Raw genomic sequence first — 14983 nt, 5'->3', positions numbered from 1 at the left:
CTTCTTCACTTTTCTGTTTTGGATGCTAAGCTATTACCAATTAGAGAATTGGCTTGTTTTTGCAGCCCTAACCTTCTTGGCCTCCTTAACAATCTTATTAAGTAAAAAAAGAAAATAATACTATTTATAAAAACAGCTGTTTTCAAGGCAGTTGTTTTTGCTTTTTACGGATAGAAAAGTAAGGAAATCAAAAATGGTGAAGTTATTATATAGAAAGGAGAATTAAAATATAAAAAAGGTTTAGCTAACTTCATCCGATCCTTAAAAAAACAAAGAAAGGAAAAAAATGTCTAAAATTATTAAAACTACTGCATTTACATTACTTGCCTCTGTGATGCTCAATGCATCACTTCCTAGTGTATTAGCAGATCAGGTCCCCGATTCTAAGATTGAGTTAGATACTACAAGACCGAAAAAAATCATACCTATTTCAGATCTCAGTGGAAACCTAACACTTCCTAGGCCTGATAAGAAAATGCTTGAAAAAGCCAAAATTCTGGAAGGTTACTTCTATGTGAAAAGAAGAGGTGCTGTTGGACTAAAAGGTGATCCAAAAGAATTAGCAACCTTGCTTGGTATTTCAGAAACAGATGTTCAACTTTACTTTGAAGTAGTCCGGGAATTACCAAATGTTTATATGAAAGGTCCTGTTGGTATTCGATTTAACCTTGGTCCCAAAGTAAGGAGTATGTCTGGTTGGGCCGCAGGCACATTTGCTGCAGCATATGCTGGTTGGCACCTAAAACAATTTGCTGTTAATCCTGCAACTGCTGGATTTGCAGCTATTATTTCTGGATCTATCGGATGGGCCGTCAAAACTGCTGTTGAAAGTCATAAAAAAACTACTCTAGCTGTTGTTTATATTCCAGGGGTCAATTTAGTTTATACTGTAAATGTACCTTAAACCGAAGTCCTCCCCAAAATAGGATTAAGCAATATTATTTTAGTTTCCAAAAAGAAAACTCTGCCTAAAATAGCAGAGTTTTCTTTTTGTTTTCGAATAGCTAAGGTAAGGAGGTTTGTCATGAAATATTTTACAAACAAGGGGATTTCATTTCTCCTATTCGTCAGTTTAGGTTTGGCTACTCTATTTCCATCTTGTTGTCAACCTGTGACGGCTGCGGTCATCGGAGATGACTACCCTATCAATTGGAAATCAGGTTTGGGTTCAGATACTTGGGGAATGTACCTGAGACAATGTACTTCTTTTGTAGCCTATAGGCTTCATATTGTCAATGGTTTCTCTCTCCCGTCAGGGTATGGTAACGCTGATTCTTGGGGTCATGTTGCTCGCCGAAATGGCTATCAAGTTGATATAAACCCACAGGTTGGCTCCGTTGCTTGGTTTGATAAAGGTGTTAGCCTTTCGCACCGAGAGTATGGGCACGTAGCTTGGGTTGCTGAGGTTAAGGGCGATTTGGTGACACTAGAAGAATACAATTACAATGCCGGGCAAGGACCGGAGAAATATCATCGTAGACAGATTCTACGTCAGGAAGCCTCAGGTTACATCCACTTTAAAAATTTGATAAATAATAGCTCAAACATCTCTATTAGTCAGCTTAGTCGACACTCATACCTAGCACCAAAAGGAAGTTATACTTTTAATCAAAGAAAAGCTGTAAAGGCTCAGCCTTCCCTAAACAGTTCTGATTTAGTCTATTACGAAAAGGGTAATACGGTTCATTATGATAAGATTTTGGATGCTGATGGTTATCGTTGGCTCTCCTATATTGGAGGATCTGGTAATAGGCGTTATATTGCTATAGAAAAGTTAGAACACCAAGTGGAAACTAATGATTTTAAAGTCGAGCAAATAGTTCACTTCAAAGGGCCTTTCCAGGTCAGTCACAATCATGGATGGATGATTTTAAGTAATATCCTTGCGGGCGGAGCTGCTACTCAACTCAATTGGCTTGACCCTGGTCCCCTCATCGAAACTGATAAGATTGGGCAAAAAGCTGGAGATCAAGTCCTCTATCCCGGGGAATACTTCAGCATTCCGGGAGAATTTAAGATTCTACAGGTCGACCAAGAATCTAAAGGAATTAAAATTAAAATTGGGCAAAAACAGACTTGGATAAGTATGGATCAAGTCCACAAAAAATAAATGACTAAAATAAAGCTGAAATGCTAAATAGTAAATTCAGTCTTTATTTTCAAAACTTCACCTTATAAATTTAACTATTAACTTTTAATTTAAACATCTAATCAAAAATGATATCCCGCTATCTTTTATCTCACTTAATGTTCGGGTTAATACTTTATTAAATTAAACTATATCATACAGCCATAAGATTGAAAACATCTTATTCAAAAATTTAGAAACTTCATTTTAAAAACTCTCTTATATACTTATTCTTGTGTTTTAAATCACTGAAGTTACATAAATCACTTAAAACCAGTGATTTAGTTTGCGATTAATAACAACTTTTAATTGATTGATATTAATAAATAGTAAAAAGCTAGCCAAAAAAATGGCTAGCTTTTTGGGGATTATAGGAGGTTTATGAAAAAGAAAATTAGGGGTTCCTATTACTAGGATAAGTAAAGTATAGAGCAAACAACTTAAGAAAAACTTAAAGATTCCTTTCAAAAACCTTAAATTTTCTACAGAAAATAGCAGGTTTCTTAATACTTAAATTGAAGAGCAGATTTCCTTTATTCCACAATATTTTCTAAATAAGCAGTATAAAAATTATCTCCCATGAATTTTCAAAAAAAGAAACCCTTGAAGGTTTCACCAAAAATTACGTTTCAACAGTTAATTAAACGTAGTAGATCTTTATTTTTCTAAACGTTCCAAGAGATAGTCAATAAGATCGCCTATACGAGTTAAGCCCTCAACGTCTTCATCTGGAATACTTAGATTAAAAGAATCTTCCACGTTTATAATAAATTCTGTTAATTCAATTGAATCAACTCCTAAATCATCTTTTAAACTTGTTTGTTCATTCAGAATGACATTTTTAAGGGCATCCTTCTCCCTTATAATTTCTTGTAATTTCTCTAAAATAATTTTTCTAGTCATTATTGCTAATCTCCTTAGAAAATTCTTCTATTAACTGTCCAACAACATCTGTTTCCAGCATTGACCGAATTTGCTTTATAGTATAAAAAATAGAGGTTTCACCGCTTGAACCATGTGATTTAACCACTGGAGCCTTAAGTCCAAAAAGTACCGCACCACCAGCATCTGAGTAATCTAGGGAATGCTTCATCTCTTTCAAGCTGTTCTTCATTAGAAGAGCTCCCACTTTGGCTTTAATCCCACCGCCCTTAATAGACGTTTTTAGCTGCTTCATAATACTAAGAGCAGTGCCTTCAATAGACTTCAAAACAGCGTTTCCCGTGAAACCATCAGTCACAACAACATCAGCAATGCCGTTCATCAGATCACGCGCTTCAATATTACCAACAAAATTTAGGCTTGAATCGGCGTCAAGTAAGGCATATGTCTCTTTACGGATAGGATCGCCTTTCGTATTTTCAGTTCCATTGTTGAGCAAACCTACCCGAGGGTTAGCAACACCACGAATATTTTTTGCATAAAAAGAACCTAATATAGCATATTGGTGTAGATGTGCTGCTGTATTTTCAGCGTTAGCTCCTAAATCAAGCATATCAAACCCAACTTTATCATTTGTTGGTAAAGTTGAGAGTAGACCAGGACGATCTACACCTTTAATGCGTCCGACAACAAAAAGGCCTGCTGCCAAAAGAGCGCCTGTATTTCCTGCTGATAGAACCGCATCGGCTTCTCCCTCTTTTACTGCTTTAGCTGCTAAAACCATAGAGGCATTTTTTTTACGACGTATAGCCTTGGCTGGCTCATCATCTGAATTAATTTTTTCATCAGTATGAATAATGGTAACACGCTCTGAGGGCGTCAGATAAGTTTCTATTTTTTCTTGATCCCCGTAAAGCTGGATTTCAATATCAGAAAAAGCTTGAATGGCTTTATTAACACCTTCTACAATAGCTTTGGGGGCGTTGTCTCCGCCCATAGCGTCAATAGCAATTTTTTTCATATTAATATAATTCCTTTTGCTTTCCTTAACTATCAAATAATGACCCTATTATAGCACAAAGTCAAATCATTTCACAGCAGACAATAATAATCGATTCTATCTATTCATCTTAGTCATGTTTATAGCTAGACTCACCTACCGGCTGCTGATTTCTTAACTCAACGAAGTTCTTGTTCCGACTCCATAATATGACCCCATTTATCCAAATCATTAATAAACTTCTTACTTTTGAGATGAATACCCACATAATCTTCATAAAGGTCATCAATGAATTGACGAAGCTTCTTTTTCATATCTTTTTTAAGAGAGATATTCTTTAATTCAGAAAATTGAACATTTTGAAATTGATCTAATAAATAAAGTACATTGGGGTCGAGATGACTGCGATGAGTGTCTTCTTGTAAATGATTAGGACACAAAGGTCCTGAATATTTATGAGAAAAATCAAAGGGTAAGCCTACACGATGACAAAAAACACATTCGTGGAAATTCAACCTAACGCCGAAACGTTCTAAAATTTGAATTTCAAAAATATTAGTCAAAATTTCGTAATCCAAACCTTCTTCCATTAAATCTAAGGTTTTTCTGGTAAAAGCAAAAAGCTGACTATCAGATTCATTATCTGGTATTGCTGCATCTACTAGAGACATAACATAAGTAGCATAAGCCAAGCGATATAAATCCTGATTTATTCTAGGATAAGTTTGTACATCATTGTAATCATCTATATAAGAAAGACCTTTTTCATTGATCTTTAAGATGAAATCAGCAATTGTTAAGGGTTGGATAACAGATGCTAGTTTTGATTTGCTGGCGTGCTTAATAAAAAACATTCGCTTCCCAGCTGTCTCTGTGAACAACTTGACGAGCTTATCATCTTCTCGATAATTTTTATTGTAAAGAACCAGTGCGTAACTTTCTTTAGTTTTCATAGTTTTCCATAAAAATGGCTAAACGAGCCATTGCTTCAATGATAACAGTCATACTTGCAGCATAAGATAGGCGAATATAGCCTTCTCCAAATTGTCCAAAAGCAATTCCTGGAATGACCGCAACTTTTTGCTCTCGAGCAAAGTCTTGACAGAATTTAAAGGAATCTTCCTCACCAAATCCTTTTGGAATTTTAGCAAATATATAAAAGGCTCCATCAGGTCTGATAATAGAAAAACCAAGCTTTGTCATTGCTTCAATGATATAATCTCTGCGAAGCAAATAGTCACGCTTCATAGGAAGAGTATCGTTCATTCCCTTCGTTAATGCTTCAATTCCAGCAAATTGCGCCATAGTAGTAGCTGCTGTAACAAGATATTGATGACTCTTGAGCAATTGGTGTGCTAAGGGTTCTTTCGCAAAAATAAAACCTATGCGCCATCCTGTCATAGCGTGAGATTTAGATAATCCATTAATTAATATAGCTTGTTCCGGTAGAAATTGAGCAATAGATACATGAGCTTGATCTGTATAATTTAACTCTGAGTAAACCTCGTCAGAAATAACAAAAACAGGAAATTTTTTGAGAACCTCGGCAAAAGAAATGATTTCTGCACGGGAATAAGTAACTCCTGTAGGATTAGCTGGATAATTTAGGAGCACAGCCTTTACTCTTTGCCCTTCGGCAAGCAAAGCCTTTTCCAAAATATCTGCAGTTAAAACAAAATTATTAGGAGTTGTATCAATTTCTACAATTTCTGCCCCTGCTAAGGTCACTATAGGCTCATATCCTGGATAAGCAGGAGCTGGTAGAAGTACTTTATCCCCTGGCTCTAAAACAGCTAAGAGAGCTGCAGAGAGAGCTTCTGTCGCACCAATTGTTACCATAGCTTCATTATCTGGATTAAAATCTAAGTGATATTTTTGTTTTACAAACTGACAAGCGGCTTTCCTTAGTCCTACTAGTCCACTCATCCCCGTGTAATAGGAGTGGTTGTCATCAATCGCTTTTTTAGCTGCTTCCTTAATATGATCTGGCGTTGTAAAATCTGGTTCACCAAGTGTTAATCTAATCATACCTGGAATGTCAGAGATTGATTGATCAAATTGCCTAATCAACGAAATTTCAATTTTGTTAAGCTGTTTATTAAACCTGTGACTTAAATCCACAAAAGTCCTCCTAAATAATTGAATACTACTATTATACCTGAAATTCTCAAAATGAACATTAAAAGCGAGGAATACAAAAGTATCAAAAAAAGTAGTCAAAGACTACTTCAAGATTTAGTCCACTTCAAACAGTGGAGATAATGGACGTTTTTCATGAATTCTAATAATAGCCTCACCAATTAAGTTAGCGATAGAAATTTGTTCAATTTTATCAATTAAACGCTCTTCTGGAAGATAAATAGTATCTAAAACAACTAATTTTTTAATAGCAGATTTTTCAATATTCTCCAAGGCCGGACCTGATAAAACGGGGTGAGTACATGAAGCATACACTTCTGTTGCACCAGCTTCAGCAAGAGCATCCGCGGCATGACAAATGGTACCAGCAGTATCAATCATATCATCAATAAGAATACATTTTTTACCGTCAACATTCCCAATAATGTTCATAACTTCACTAGTGTTCATTTTATTAACGCTACGACGTTTATCTATAATTGCAATTGGAGTACGGAGGAATTGTGCTAATTTACGCGCCCGAGTCACACCACCATGGTCAGGGCTAACGACAACAACATCATCACCAACCAAGCCTTTACGTTTAAAATAATCAGCAATTAAAGGCGCACCCATCAGATGATCAACAGGGATATCAAAGAATCCTTGAATCTGTGCCGCATGAAGGTCAACAGTCAATAAACGATCAACACCAGCAACTTCAAGCATATTTGCAACCAATTTTGATGTAATTGGTTCACGAGAACGAGCTTTTCGGTCTTGCCTTGCATAGCCATAATAAGGCATAACAACACTTACAGTTTCTGCACTTGCTCGCTTCAATGCATCAACCATAATCATAATCTCCATTAAATTATCATTTACAGGTGAACTGGTAGATTGTAAAATGAAAACATGATGACCACGAATTGATTCTTCAATATTAACTTGTATTTCGCCATCCGAAAACTGACGAACGGTAGATTTTCCAAGCTCAATCCCCATAGAATTTGCTACTTTCTCCGCTAGTTCCTTGTTTGACGAAAGGGCAAACAATTTCAAATCAGAATAAGACATTTTTTCCTCCAAAGTTTTAATCCTCTACCATTTTAACCCTTTTTAAATATTTTTTCAATTCTTTTCCAACCTTGAGAATATTAAAAAGACCAGCTAAGCTGGTCACTCTTTTTAGTTTGGATAAATATAAACAGCTGATCCAAGAGAAGTTGCAGTTGGGTTAAACCAACCACGGTGATTAGCAATAGATTGAATGCCATTGTAATTACTTTCCATTACTTGAATCCTAGTTGAACTTTCAACAGAAGTAACGTAAGCAACGTGTCCGTATCCTCCGCCAGTCCATACAGCTACAGAACCTACAACTGGTGTACTACTTACAGTGTAACCTGCTGCTGCGGCACTTGCTGCCCATTGTCCACCGTTACCCCAATAGTTACCTACCCATGGTGCAAGTGATTTAACACCCCAAGTACATTGACCAATTGGATAAGTGTTAGCTGCACTATAAGTCTGTCTAGGCGTGAATGAAGCAGGTGCAGCACTTGCTACCGGTGAAGATGATGCTACCGGCGCGGCACTTGCTACTGATGACGTTAACCCTGCTGGCGCTGGTGCGGCACTTGTAGAAGTTTGTGGAGCTACCGCAGCTTGTGCTTGAGCAACTGATTCTGCTTGAGCTCTTGCTTCTGCTGCTGCTTTTTCTTTAGCTGCTGCCTCTGCTGCTGCTTTCTCCGCAGCTATACGTTCAGCTTCAGCTTTTTGACTTTGAAGGCTAGTTTTTTCAGACTCAGCAGTAGCCATCTTTTCAGAAAGATTAAGTTTTGCTACTTCTAAGTTGGCTTTTTGTGTTTCTAATGACACCTTATTAGCAGCAATTGTTCCCATGTTTGCTGCTACAGTATTAATAGCTTGTTGGTTTTCAGTTTGTTTTTCTTCAAGCGCTTTTTTATCTGCTATTTGTTGATTTAACATTTTAGCATTTGCACTAACAACTTCACGAATTGCAGCGATACGATTTACTGCATCTGAAATTGATTTAGAATTCAAAAGCGTATTAATGTAGCTTGAAGTTGTATTACCTTTTTGTGCGCTACGAGCTTGTTTTTTCAAAGCCTCATTACGAGCTACAATTTTACTAGAAAGAGCTTGAATTTCTTCTCCCAACTTAATAGATTTAGCTTGTAGTTCTTCATTTTCTTGTGTTAAATTATCTTGCTCAGTTTGTAATGAGCCAATTTGACTTTGTAGTGTTGTTACTTTTTCTTGCGCTTCTGATTGTTCTGCTGTTAATTTTGATATAATTGTGTCTTGTGCAGCAATTTTAGAATCAAAATTATCTGCATTAACAGTCGCAGCAGCTCCAAGGGTCACACCACTTACAAGAACGGCTGATAAAATTCTCTTTTTCATTAAAAAAACTACTCCTTTTCGATAAGACATCATATATTGTATCAAAAAAAACAAGAAGTAATGTTACGCCCATATTACAGTTCTGTGTAATAATCAATAAAAAAATCTGTTCAATTGTTTATAGATTATTACAAAAAATGACACATTGAAAAGCAAAGAGGGTAAAAAATGATAAGTTATGTAAAAACTCCAATAATTATTCATTAAATGATGTCTTTGCAAAAGCATAAAGGTAAGTGTATAAAAGACACAAAGATTAACTGAAAATATCAAGATATTTTGAAAAAGTGTTGTTGAGATTTTAAATATCTTTTTTTCCGAAAAAATCAACAATATATAGACAGGAAAAGCAATTACCATAATACCAAATTGATCAAAATAATAGTAATCATAAACAAGGCCACATCCCGTAGCAAGTAGAGGCACAGCATAATCTACACCATTACGAGCAACCGAAATAAAAAATAAAAAAATCAGAAAAATAGCTGAATTTACCTTTACATTTTCAACAAAAATCATACTAAACAAGTGTGTTATATGAGCATCTAATAATAGTAAAGGAATAGCTAATAAACTCCATAAAAATAGCCTTTTATTCATTTTAAAATTTCCCAACAATTGAAAGATAATTCATCTCAGAAAAATTCCCAGATAAAGAAATGTAAACCTTACGTTGTAATTTATCATCTGCATCCTCAACTTTTTTTACTTTTCCAATGAGAATATCTGAAACTGAAGCTCCATCTAAACCGCTAGTATAAACTAAAGAGCCAACTGTAAGTCTATCGTTTGAATTAAGTTCACTTGCTATCATTGTTTGCGTTGACGCAGAGTAGGACATCAAATTACCAAACACGACCGATCTATGACCCTTAATTTTGATTGGCAAATTCAATAGTTTTCCACATGTTAATAAATCAACATGTGATACACCTTTATCAACAGTAGAAACTCTCCCCACTAAAGCTGATCCTGAAACTACAAGCATACCAGTTTGAATATTTTTATGTTTATCAAATTTTATGACGATAGATTGAGTCCAGGTTTCAGGTGTTCTAGTAATAATTTGAGCAGCTACCCTGCTAGTCTCTGGCAAGTGAACGTTGTATTGAGTCCTTAATTCCTCATTTTCCTTTCTCAGATACTTCACTTCGCTAGAAATTAATTCTAACTTAGAAATTTTATTTTTAAGTTTTTTATTTTCCTCAAAAGTTCTCAACAATGCTTTGCTGTCAGATACAGCATCTTCCAAAACCTTAAAGGGTTTTCCAATTATAGTGTCAATTTGACCAATTACACCAGTAGTAGCCCGCGAAATATGAGGTGAAATAGATGAATTGTAGAAGAACGAAAGCAAAAATATTAAAACAATTACAGATGTAAATATAAAAATCAATCTGGAAAATTTTTTATTAAACATGTATCTCTCCCTAGAATAAAAAAAAACGAAATATCTAAATTAGATATTTTCGTTTATCAATACGGAGAATAAGGGATTCGAACCCTTGCGCCAGTTTCCCGACCTAACGATTTAGCAAACCGTCCTCTTCAGCCTCTTGAGTAATTCTCCATTATATTAATGGGCACGAGTGGACTCGAACCACCGACCTCACGCTTATCAGGCGTGCGCTCTAACCACCTGAGCTACGCGCCCAAGCTACAGTATAAATGTATAGCTTGGTAAAAACTATAAAGCGGGTGACGAGAATCGAACTCGCGACAACAGCTTGGAAGGCTGTAGTTTTACCACTAAACTACACCCGCAGTCTAAATAAATGGCGCGAGACGGAATCGAACCGCCGACACATGGAGCTTCAATCCATTGCTCTACCAACTGAGCTACCGAGCCATGATACATACAAATAATATCTATTGCGGGAGCAGGATTTGAACCTACGACCTTCGGGTTATGAGCCCGACGAGCTACCTAGCTGCTCCATCCCGCGATAATCTTTAAAGGAGGATGTGGGATTCGAACCCACGCACGCTTTTACACGCCTGACGGTTTTCAAGACCGTTCCCTTCAGCCGGACTTGGGTAATCCTCCATATAAATGGACCTTGTAGGACTCGAACCTACGACCGCTCGGTTATGAGCCGAGTGCTCTAACCAGTTGAGCTAAAGGTCCAAAGTCATCCATATATAAATATAAAATAGCGGCGAAGGGGATCGAACCCCCGACCTTCCGGGTATGAACCGGACGCTCTAGCCATCTGAGCTACACCGCCATCACATCGGGAAGACAGGATTCGAACCTGCGACACCTTGGTCCCAAACCAAGTACTCTACCAAGCTGAGCTACTTCCCGAACTCATGCACCCTAGAGGGGTCGAACCTCTAACCGCCTGATTCGTAGTCAGGTACTCTATCCAGTTGAGCTAAGGGTGCTTTTTATTAAATTAATGCCGAGGACCGGAATCGAACCGGTACGATGTAAACCATCGCAGGATTTTAAGTCCTGTGCGTCTGCCAGTTCCGCCACCCCGGCCACTCAAAAGCGAACGACGGGATTCGAACCCGCGACCCCCACCTTGGCAAGGTGGTGTTCTACCACTGAACTACGTTCGCAATTGTTGTAAATGCCGGCTACATGATTTGAACACGCGACCCTCTGATTACAAATCAGATGCTCTACCAACTGAGCTAAGCCGGCCTAAGGTTATGCGGGTTAAGGGACTTGAACCCCCACGCCGTTAAGCGCCAGATCCTAAATCTGGTGCGTCTGCCAATTCCGCCAAACCCGCTTGATGACCCGTACTGGGCTCGAACCAGTGACCCATTGATTAAAAGTCAATTGCTCTACCAACTGAGCTAACGAGTCTCATCTTCATTTCTTCATTTGATTAACGAATGTCCTAAGCTTCGCTTATTCTATCCGCTACTTTTAAAAGTCCACAGACTTTTAAAACGGTCCCGACGGGAATCGAACCCGCGATCTTCGCCGTGACAGGGCGACGTGATAACCGCTACACTACGGGACCTCGTATCTTTATTAATACTATGGGAGTTAACGGGTTCGAACCGCTGACCCTCTGCTTGTAAGGCAGATGCTCTCCCAGCTGAGCTAAACTCCCATCGAGTGGTCTAAGCTAAGCGACTTCCGTATCTAACAGGGGGCAACCCCCAACTACTTCAGGCGTTCTAGGGCTTAACTGCTGTGTTCGGCATGGGTACAGGTGTATCTCCTAGGCTATCGTCACTTAACTTATGATTGAACTCTAATCTTAGTCCACTCAAAATTGAATAACTATATCTTATCAAGAACTCTACCTCTTTGTCAATAAACGTCTGTCTATTATTTCTTATCTTTGGATAAGTCCTCGAGCTATTAGTATTAGTCCGCTACATGTATCACTACACTTCCACTTCTAACCTATCTACCTGATCATCTCTCAGGGCTCTTACTGATATAAAATCATGGGAAATCTCATCTTGAGGGGGGCTTCGCACTTAGATGCTTTCAGCGCTTATCCCTTCCCTACATAGCTACCCAGCGATGCCTTTGGCAAGACAACTGGTACACCAGCGGTAAGTCCACTCTGGTCCTCTCGTACTAGGAGCAGATCCTCTCAAATTTCCTACGCCCGCGACGGATAGGGACCGAACTGTCTCACGACGTTCTGAACCCAGCTCGCGTGCCGCTTTAATGGGCGAACAGCCCAACCCTTGGGACCGACTACAGCCCCAGGATGCGACGAGCCGACATCGAGGTGCCAAACCTCCCCGTCGATGTGAACTCTTGGGGGAGATAAGCCTGTTATCCCCAGGGTAGCTTTTATCCGTTGAGCGATGGCCCTTCCATGCGGAACCACCGGATCACTAAGCCCGACTTTCGTCCCTGCTCGAGTTGTTGCTCTCGCAGTCAAGCTCCCTTATACCTTTACACTCTGCGATTGATTTCCAACCAATCTGAGGGAACCTTTGGGCGCCTCCGTTACCTTTTAGGAGGCGACCGCCCCAGTCAAACTGCCCGTCAGACACTGTCTCCGATAGGGATTGCCTATCTGGGTTAGAGTAGCCATAACACAAGGGTAGTATCCCAACATCGCCTCTAACGAAACTGGCGTCCCGTTCTCAATGGCTCCTACCTATCCTGTACATGTGGTACAGATACTCAATATCAAACTGCAGTAAAGCTCCATGGGGTCTTTCCGTCCTGTCGCGGGTAACCTGCATCTTCACAGGTACTAAAATTTCACCGAGTCTCTCGTTGAGACAGTGCCCAAATCATTACGCCTTTCGTGCGGGTCGGAACTTACCCGACAAGGAATTTCGCTACCTTAGGACCGTTATAGTTACGGCCGCCGTTTACTGGGGCTTCAATTCAGATCTTCGCTTGCGCTAAACCCTCCTCTTAACCTTCCAGCACCGGGCAGGCGTCACCCCCTATACATCATCTTACGATTTAGCAGAGAGCTGTGTTTTTGATAAACAGTTGCTTGGGCCTATTCACTGCGGCTGTCATCGCTGACAGCACCCCTTCTCCCGAAGTTACGGGGTCATTTTGCCGAGTTCCTTAACGAGAGTTCTCTCGATCACCTGAGGCTACTCGCCTCGACTACCTGTGTCGGTTTGCGGTACGGGTAGTATGTATTTAAACGCTAGAAGCTTTTCTTGGCAGTGTGACATCACTAACTTCGCTACTAAACTTCGCTCCCCATCACAGCTCAATGTATTAGGTATAAGCATTTGACTCATACCACACCTCACTGCTTAGACGTGCTCTTCCATTCGCACGCTTTAGTTAGCCTTCTGCGTCCCTCCATCACTATACATACTAGTACAGGAATATCAACCTGTTGCCCATCGAATACACCTTTCGGTCTCTCCTTAGGTCCCGACTAACCCAGGGCGGACGAGCCTTCCCCTGGAAACCTTAGTCTTACGGTGGACAGGATTCTCACCTGTCTTGCGCTACTCATACCGGCATTCTCACTTCTATGCGTTCCAGCACTCCTCACGGTATACCTTCTTCACACATAGAACGCTCTCCTACCATTACTATTACTAGTAATCCACAGCTTCGGTAAATTGTTTTAGCCCCGGTACATTTTCGGCGCAGGGTCACTCGACTAGTGAGCTATTACGCACTCTTTGAATGAATAGCTGCTTCTAAGCTAACATCCTAGTTGTCTGTGCAACCCCACATCCTTTTCCACTTAACAATTATTTTGGGACCTTAGCTGGTGGTCTGGGCTGTTTCCCTTTCGACTACGGATCTTAGCACTCGCAGTCTGACTGCCGATTATATCTACTTGGCATTCGGAGTTTATCTGAGATTGGTAATCCGGGATGGACCCCTCACCCAAACAGTGCTCTACCTCCAAGAGACTTAACATCGACGCTAGCCCTAAAGCTATTTCGGAGAGAACCAGCTATCTCCAAGTTCGTTTGGAATTTCTCCGCTACCCACAAGTCATCCAAGCACTTTTCAACGTGCCCTGGTTCGGTCCTCCAGTGCGTTTTACCGCACCTTCAACCTGCTCATGGGTAGGTCACATGGTTTCGGGTCTACATCATGATACTATTTCGCCCTCTTAAGACTCGGTTTCCCTACGGCTCCGTCTCTTCAACTTAACCTCGCATCATAACGTAACTCGCCGGTTCATTCTACAAAAGGCACGCTCTCACCCATTAACGGGCTCGAACTTGTTGTAGGCACACGGTTTCAGGTTCTATTTCACTCCCCTCCCGGGGTGCTTTTCACCTTTCCCTCACGGTACTGGTTCACTATCGGTCACTAGAGAGTATTTAGGGTTGGGAGATGGTCCTCCCAGATTCCGACGAGATTTCGCGTGTCTCGCCGTACTCAGGATACTGCTAGGGCTCAATTCAATTTTAAATACGAGGCTATTACTCTCTTTGGCTTACCTTCCCAGGTAATTCTTCTATTAAATTAAAGTCCCACGTCGCAGTCCTACAACCCCGAGGAGTAAACTCCTCGGTTTGCCCTCCTGCCGTTTCGCTCGCCGCTACTAAGGCAATCGCGTTTGCTTTCTCTTCCTGCAGCTACTTAGATGTTTCAGTTCACTGCGTCTTCCTTCTCATGACCTTTATAGTCATGGATACTAACCATTAGTTAGTGGGTTCCCCCATTCGGACATCTCTGGATCAGCGCTTACTTACAGCTCCCCAAAGCATTTCGTCGTTAGTCACGTCCTTCTTCGGCTTCTAGTGCCAAGGCATCCACCGTGCGCCCTTATTAACTTAACCTTATTCCAGTCTTTCGACCTTCTTATTTTTTTTAATATGTTCGCGTTTATCTTTTTTTCGGTTTATTTCTTGTTACTTTTCTACAATCATTTTAATGATCGTGGAATTTGATATAGTTATTCAATTTTCAATGGACTATGTTTAGGATACAAAGCAACGCTCGCTTTAGCGAAACTTCTGTAGAAAATTAGGATTCTGACACAGTGTGCTTG

The 14983-nt window shown here is 39.8% G+C and carries 10 protein-coding genes, 17 tRNA genes and 2 rRNA genes; 2 read left to right on the top strand and 27 right to left on the bottom strand.

Translation table 11 applies throughout. The features are described from left to right. Positions 1 to 286 precede the first annotated feature (286 nt). Both DQM45_RS00295 and DQM45_RS00290 read left to right on the top strand, forming a co-directional pair. Positions 287 to 904: a hypothetical protein gene (locus tag DQM45_RS00295; RefSeq protein ID WP_003085316.1), complete on the top strand. Its 618-nt coding sequence runs from the start codon at positions 287 to 289 to the stop codon at positions 902 to 904. Between the two features lie 120 nt (positions 905 to 1024). Further along, positions 1025 to 2110, top strand: a complete 1086-nt coding sequence (locus DQM45_RS00290) for a CHAP domain-containing protein (RefSeq protein WP_003083717.1) — start codon at positions 1025 to 1027, stop codon at positions 2108 to 2110. A 675-nt stretch (positions 2111 to 2785) separates the two neighbouring features. Here DQM45_RS00290 and DQM45_RS00285 read toward each other — a convergent pair. From DQM45_RS00285 to DQM45_RS00155, 27 genes are all read right to left on the bottom strand, one after another. Further along, on the bottom strand, positions 2786 to 3031 hold the full coding sequence (locus DQM45_RS00285; protein ID WP_003085388.1) for a phosphopantetheine-binding protein: 246 nt from the start codon (positions 3029 to 3031) through the stop codon (positions 2786 to 2788). Further along, positions 3024 to 4031, bottom strand: coding sequence for a phosphate acyltransferase PlsX (gene plsX / locus DQM45_RS00280; protein WP_003085006.1), 1008 nt, complete (start codon positions 4029 to 4031; stop codon positions 3024 to 3026). The genes DQM45_RS00285 and plsX overlap by 8 nt, the downstream gene beginning before the upstream one ends. Before the next feature lie 158 nt (positions 4032 to 4189). Continuing rightward, positions 4190 to 4963, bottom strand: coding sequence for a DNA repair protein RecO (gene recO, locus DQM45_RS00275; RefSeq protein ID WP_003084584.1), 774 nt, complete (start codon positions 4961 to 4963; stop codon positions 4190 to 4192). After that, positions 4953 to 6131: a pyridoxal phosphate-dependent aminotransferase gene (locus tag DQM45_RS00270; protein WP_003084309.1), complete on the bottom strand. Its 1179-nt coding sequence runs from the start codon at positions 6129 to 6131 to the stop codon at positions 4953 to 4955. Before DQM45_RS00270 ends, recO begins: the two co-directional genes overlap by 11 nt. A gap of 114 nt (positions 6132 to 6245) precedes the next feature. Then, positions 6246 to 7205, bottom strand: coding sequence for a ribose-phosphate diphosphokinase (locus DQM45_RS00265; RefSeq protein WP_003085926.1), 960 nt, complete (start codon positions 7203 to 7205; stop codon positions 6246 to 6248). Between the two features lie 111 nt (positions 7206 to 7316). Further along, a complete protein-coding gene (pcsB, locus tag DQM45_RS00260; RefSeq protein WP_003083936.1) occupies positions 7317 to 8558 on the bottom strand; it encodes a peptidoglycan hydrolase PcsB in 1242 nt (413 codons plus the stop codon). Between the two features lie 93 nt (positions 8559 to 8651). After that, the gene (gene mreD / locus DQM45_RS00255) at positions 8652 to 9158 is read right to left on the bottom strand and encodes a rod shape-determining protein MreD (RefSeq protein WP_003083366.1); all 507 of its coding nucleotides are present in this window, start codon (positions 9156 to 9158) and stop codon (positions 8652 to 8654) included. Between the two features lies 1 nt (position 9159). Beyond that, entirely contained in the window at positions 9160 to 9978 is an 819-nt protein-coding gene (gene mreC, locus DQM45_RS00250; protein WP_003084951.1) for a rod shape-determining protein MreC, read from the bottom strand. A 62-nt stretch (positions 9979 to 10040) separates the two neighbouring features. Next, positions 10041 to 10128: transfer RNA gene (locus DQM45_RS00245), tRNA-Ser, on the bottom strand. Positions 10129 to 10138: 10 nt separating this feature from the next. Then, positions 10139 to 10212 (bottom strand) — tRNA-Ile (locus DQM45_RS00240). 39 nt (positions 10213 to 10251) lie between these two features. Next, a tRNA-Gly gene (locus tag DQM45_RS00235) sits at positions 10252 to 10322 on the bottom strand. A 12-nt stretch (positions 10323 to 10334) separates the two neighbouring features. Continuing rightward, positions 10335 to 10407, bottom strand: a tRNA-Phe gene (locus DQM45_RS00230). Between the two features lie 23 nt (positions 10408 to 10430). After that, a tRNA-Met gene (locus DQM45_RS00225) sits at positions 10431 to 10504 on the bottom strand. A gap of 11 nt (positions 10505 to 10515) precedes the next feature. Beyond that, positions 10516 to 10605, bottom strand: a tRNA-Ser gene (locus DQM45_RS00220). Between the two features lie 7 nt (positions 10606 to 10612). After that, positions 10613 to 10686: transfer RNA gene (locus tag DQM45_RS00215), tRNA-Ile, on the bottom strand. A gap of 26 nt (positions 10687 to 10712) precedes the next feature. Further along, positions 10713 to 10786: transfer RNA gene (locus tag DQM45_RS00210), tRNA-Met, on the bottom strand. Positions 10787 to 10792: 6 nt separating this feature from the next. Beyond that, a tRNA-Pro gene (locus DQM45_RS00205) sits at positions 10793 to 10866 on the bottom strand. A gap of 6 nt (positions 10867 to 10872) precedes the next feature. Then, positions 10873 to 10946, bottom strand: a tRNA-Arg gene (locus tag DQM45_RS00200). A 15-nt stretch (positions 10947 to 10961) separates the two neighbouring features. Further along, positions 10962 to 11046, bottom strand: a tRNA-Leu gene (locus DQM45_RS00195). 8 nt (positions 11047 to 11054) lie between these two features. Continuing rightward, positions 11055 to 11126: transfer RNA gene (locus tag DQM45_RS00190), tRNA-Gly, on the bottom strand. Between the two features lie 12 nt (positions 11127 to 11138). Next, positions 11139 to 11211 (bottom strand) — tRNA-Thr (locus DQM45_RS00185). 9 nt (positions 11212 to 11220) lie between these two features. Next, positions 11221 to 11302: transfer RNA gene (locus tag DQM45_RS00180), tRNA-Leu, on the bottom strand. Positions 11303 to 11306: 4 nt separating this feature from the next. Next, positions 11307 to 11379: transfer RNA gene (locus tag DQM45_RS00175), tRNA-Lys, on the bottom strand. Positions 11380 to 11466: 87 nt separating this feature from the next. After that, a tRNA-Asp gene (locus DQM45_RS00170) sits at positions 11467 to 11539 on the bottom strand. A 20-nt stretch (positions 11540 to 11559) separates the two neighbouring features. Beyond that, positions 11560 to 11632, bottom strand: a tRNA-Val gene (locus DQM45_RS00165). A gap of 14 nt (positions 11633 to 11646) precedes the next feature. Further along, positions 11647 to 11762: ribosomal RNA gene (rrf, locus tag DQM45_RS00160) — 5S ribosomal RNA — on the bottom strand. A 104-nt stretch (positions 11763 to 11866) separates the two neighbouring features. Then, a 23S ribosomal RNA gene (locus DQM45_RS00155) occupies positions 11867 to 14771 on the bottom strand. Between the last annotated feature and the right edge of the window lie 212 nt (positions 14772 to 14983).

This window comes from Streptococcus porcinus (assembly GCF_900475415.1).
Lineage (GTDB): Bacteria > Bacillota > Bacilli > Lactobacillales > Streptococcaceae > Streptococcus > Streptococcus porcinus.
Note: the sequence above shows the minus strand (reverse complement) of the source record. Positions and strands in the feature narration are given on the sequence as shown.

What these genes read in the sequence shown, in the direction of transcription:
- plsX (WP_003085006.1), bottom strand. Translation starts at nt 4,031, where the DNA reads ATGAAAAAAATTGCTATTGACGCTATGGGCGGAGACAACGCCCCCAAA.
- DQM45_RS00290 (WP_003083717.1), top strand. Translation starts at nt 1,025, where the DNA reads ATGAAATATTTTACAAACAAGGGGATTTCATTTCTCCTATTCGTCAGT.
- recO (WP_003084584.1), bottom strand. Translation starts at nt 4,963, where the DNA reads ATGAAAACTAAAGAAAGTTACGCACTGGTTCTTTACAATAAAAATTAT.
- DQM45_RS00295 (WP_003085316.1), top strand. Translation starts at nt 287, where the DNA reads ATGTCTAAAATTATTAAAACTACTGCATTTACATTACTTGCCTCTGTG.
- mreD (WP_003083366.1), bottom strand. Translation starts at nt 9,158, where the DNA reads ATGAATAAAAGGCTATTTTTATGGAGTTTATTAGCTATTCCTTTACTA.
- mreC (WP_003084951.1), bottom strand. Translation starts at nt 9,978, where the DNA reads ATGTTTAATAAAAAATTTTCCAGATTGATTTTTATATTTACATCTGTA.
- pcsB (WP_003083936.1), bottom strand. Translation starts at nt 8,558, where the DNA reads ATGAAAAAGAGAATTTTATCAGCCGTTCTTGTAAGTGGTGTGACCCTT.
- DQM45_RS00265 (WP_003085926.1), bottom strand. Translation starts at nt 7,205, where the DNA reads ATGTCTTATTCTGATTTGAAATTGTTTGCCCTTTCGTCAAACAAGGAA.
- DQM45_RS00285 (WP_003085388.1), bottom strand. Translation starts at nt 3,031, where the DNA reads ATGACTAGAAAAATTATTTTAGAGAAATTACAAGAAATTATAAGGGAG.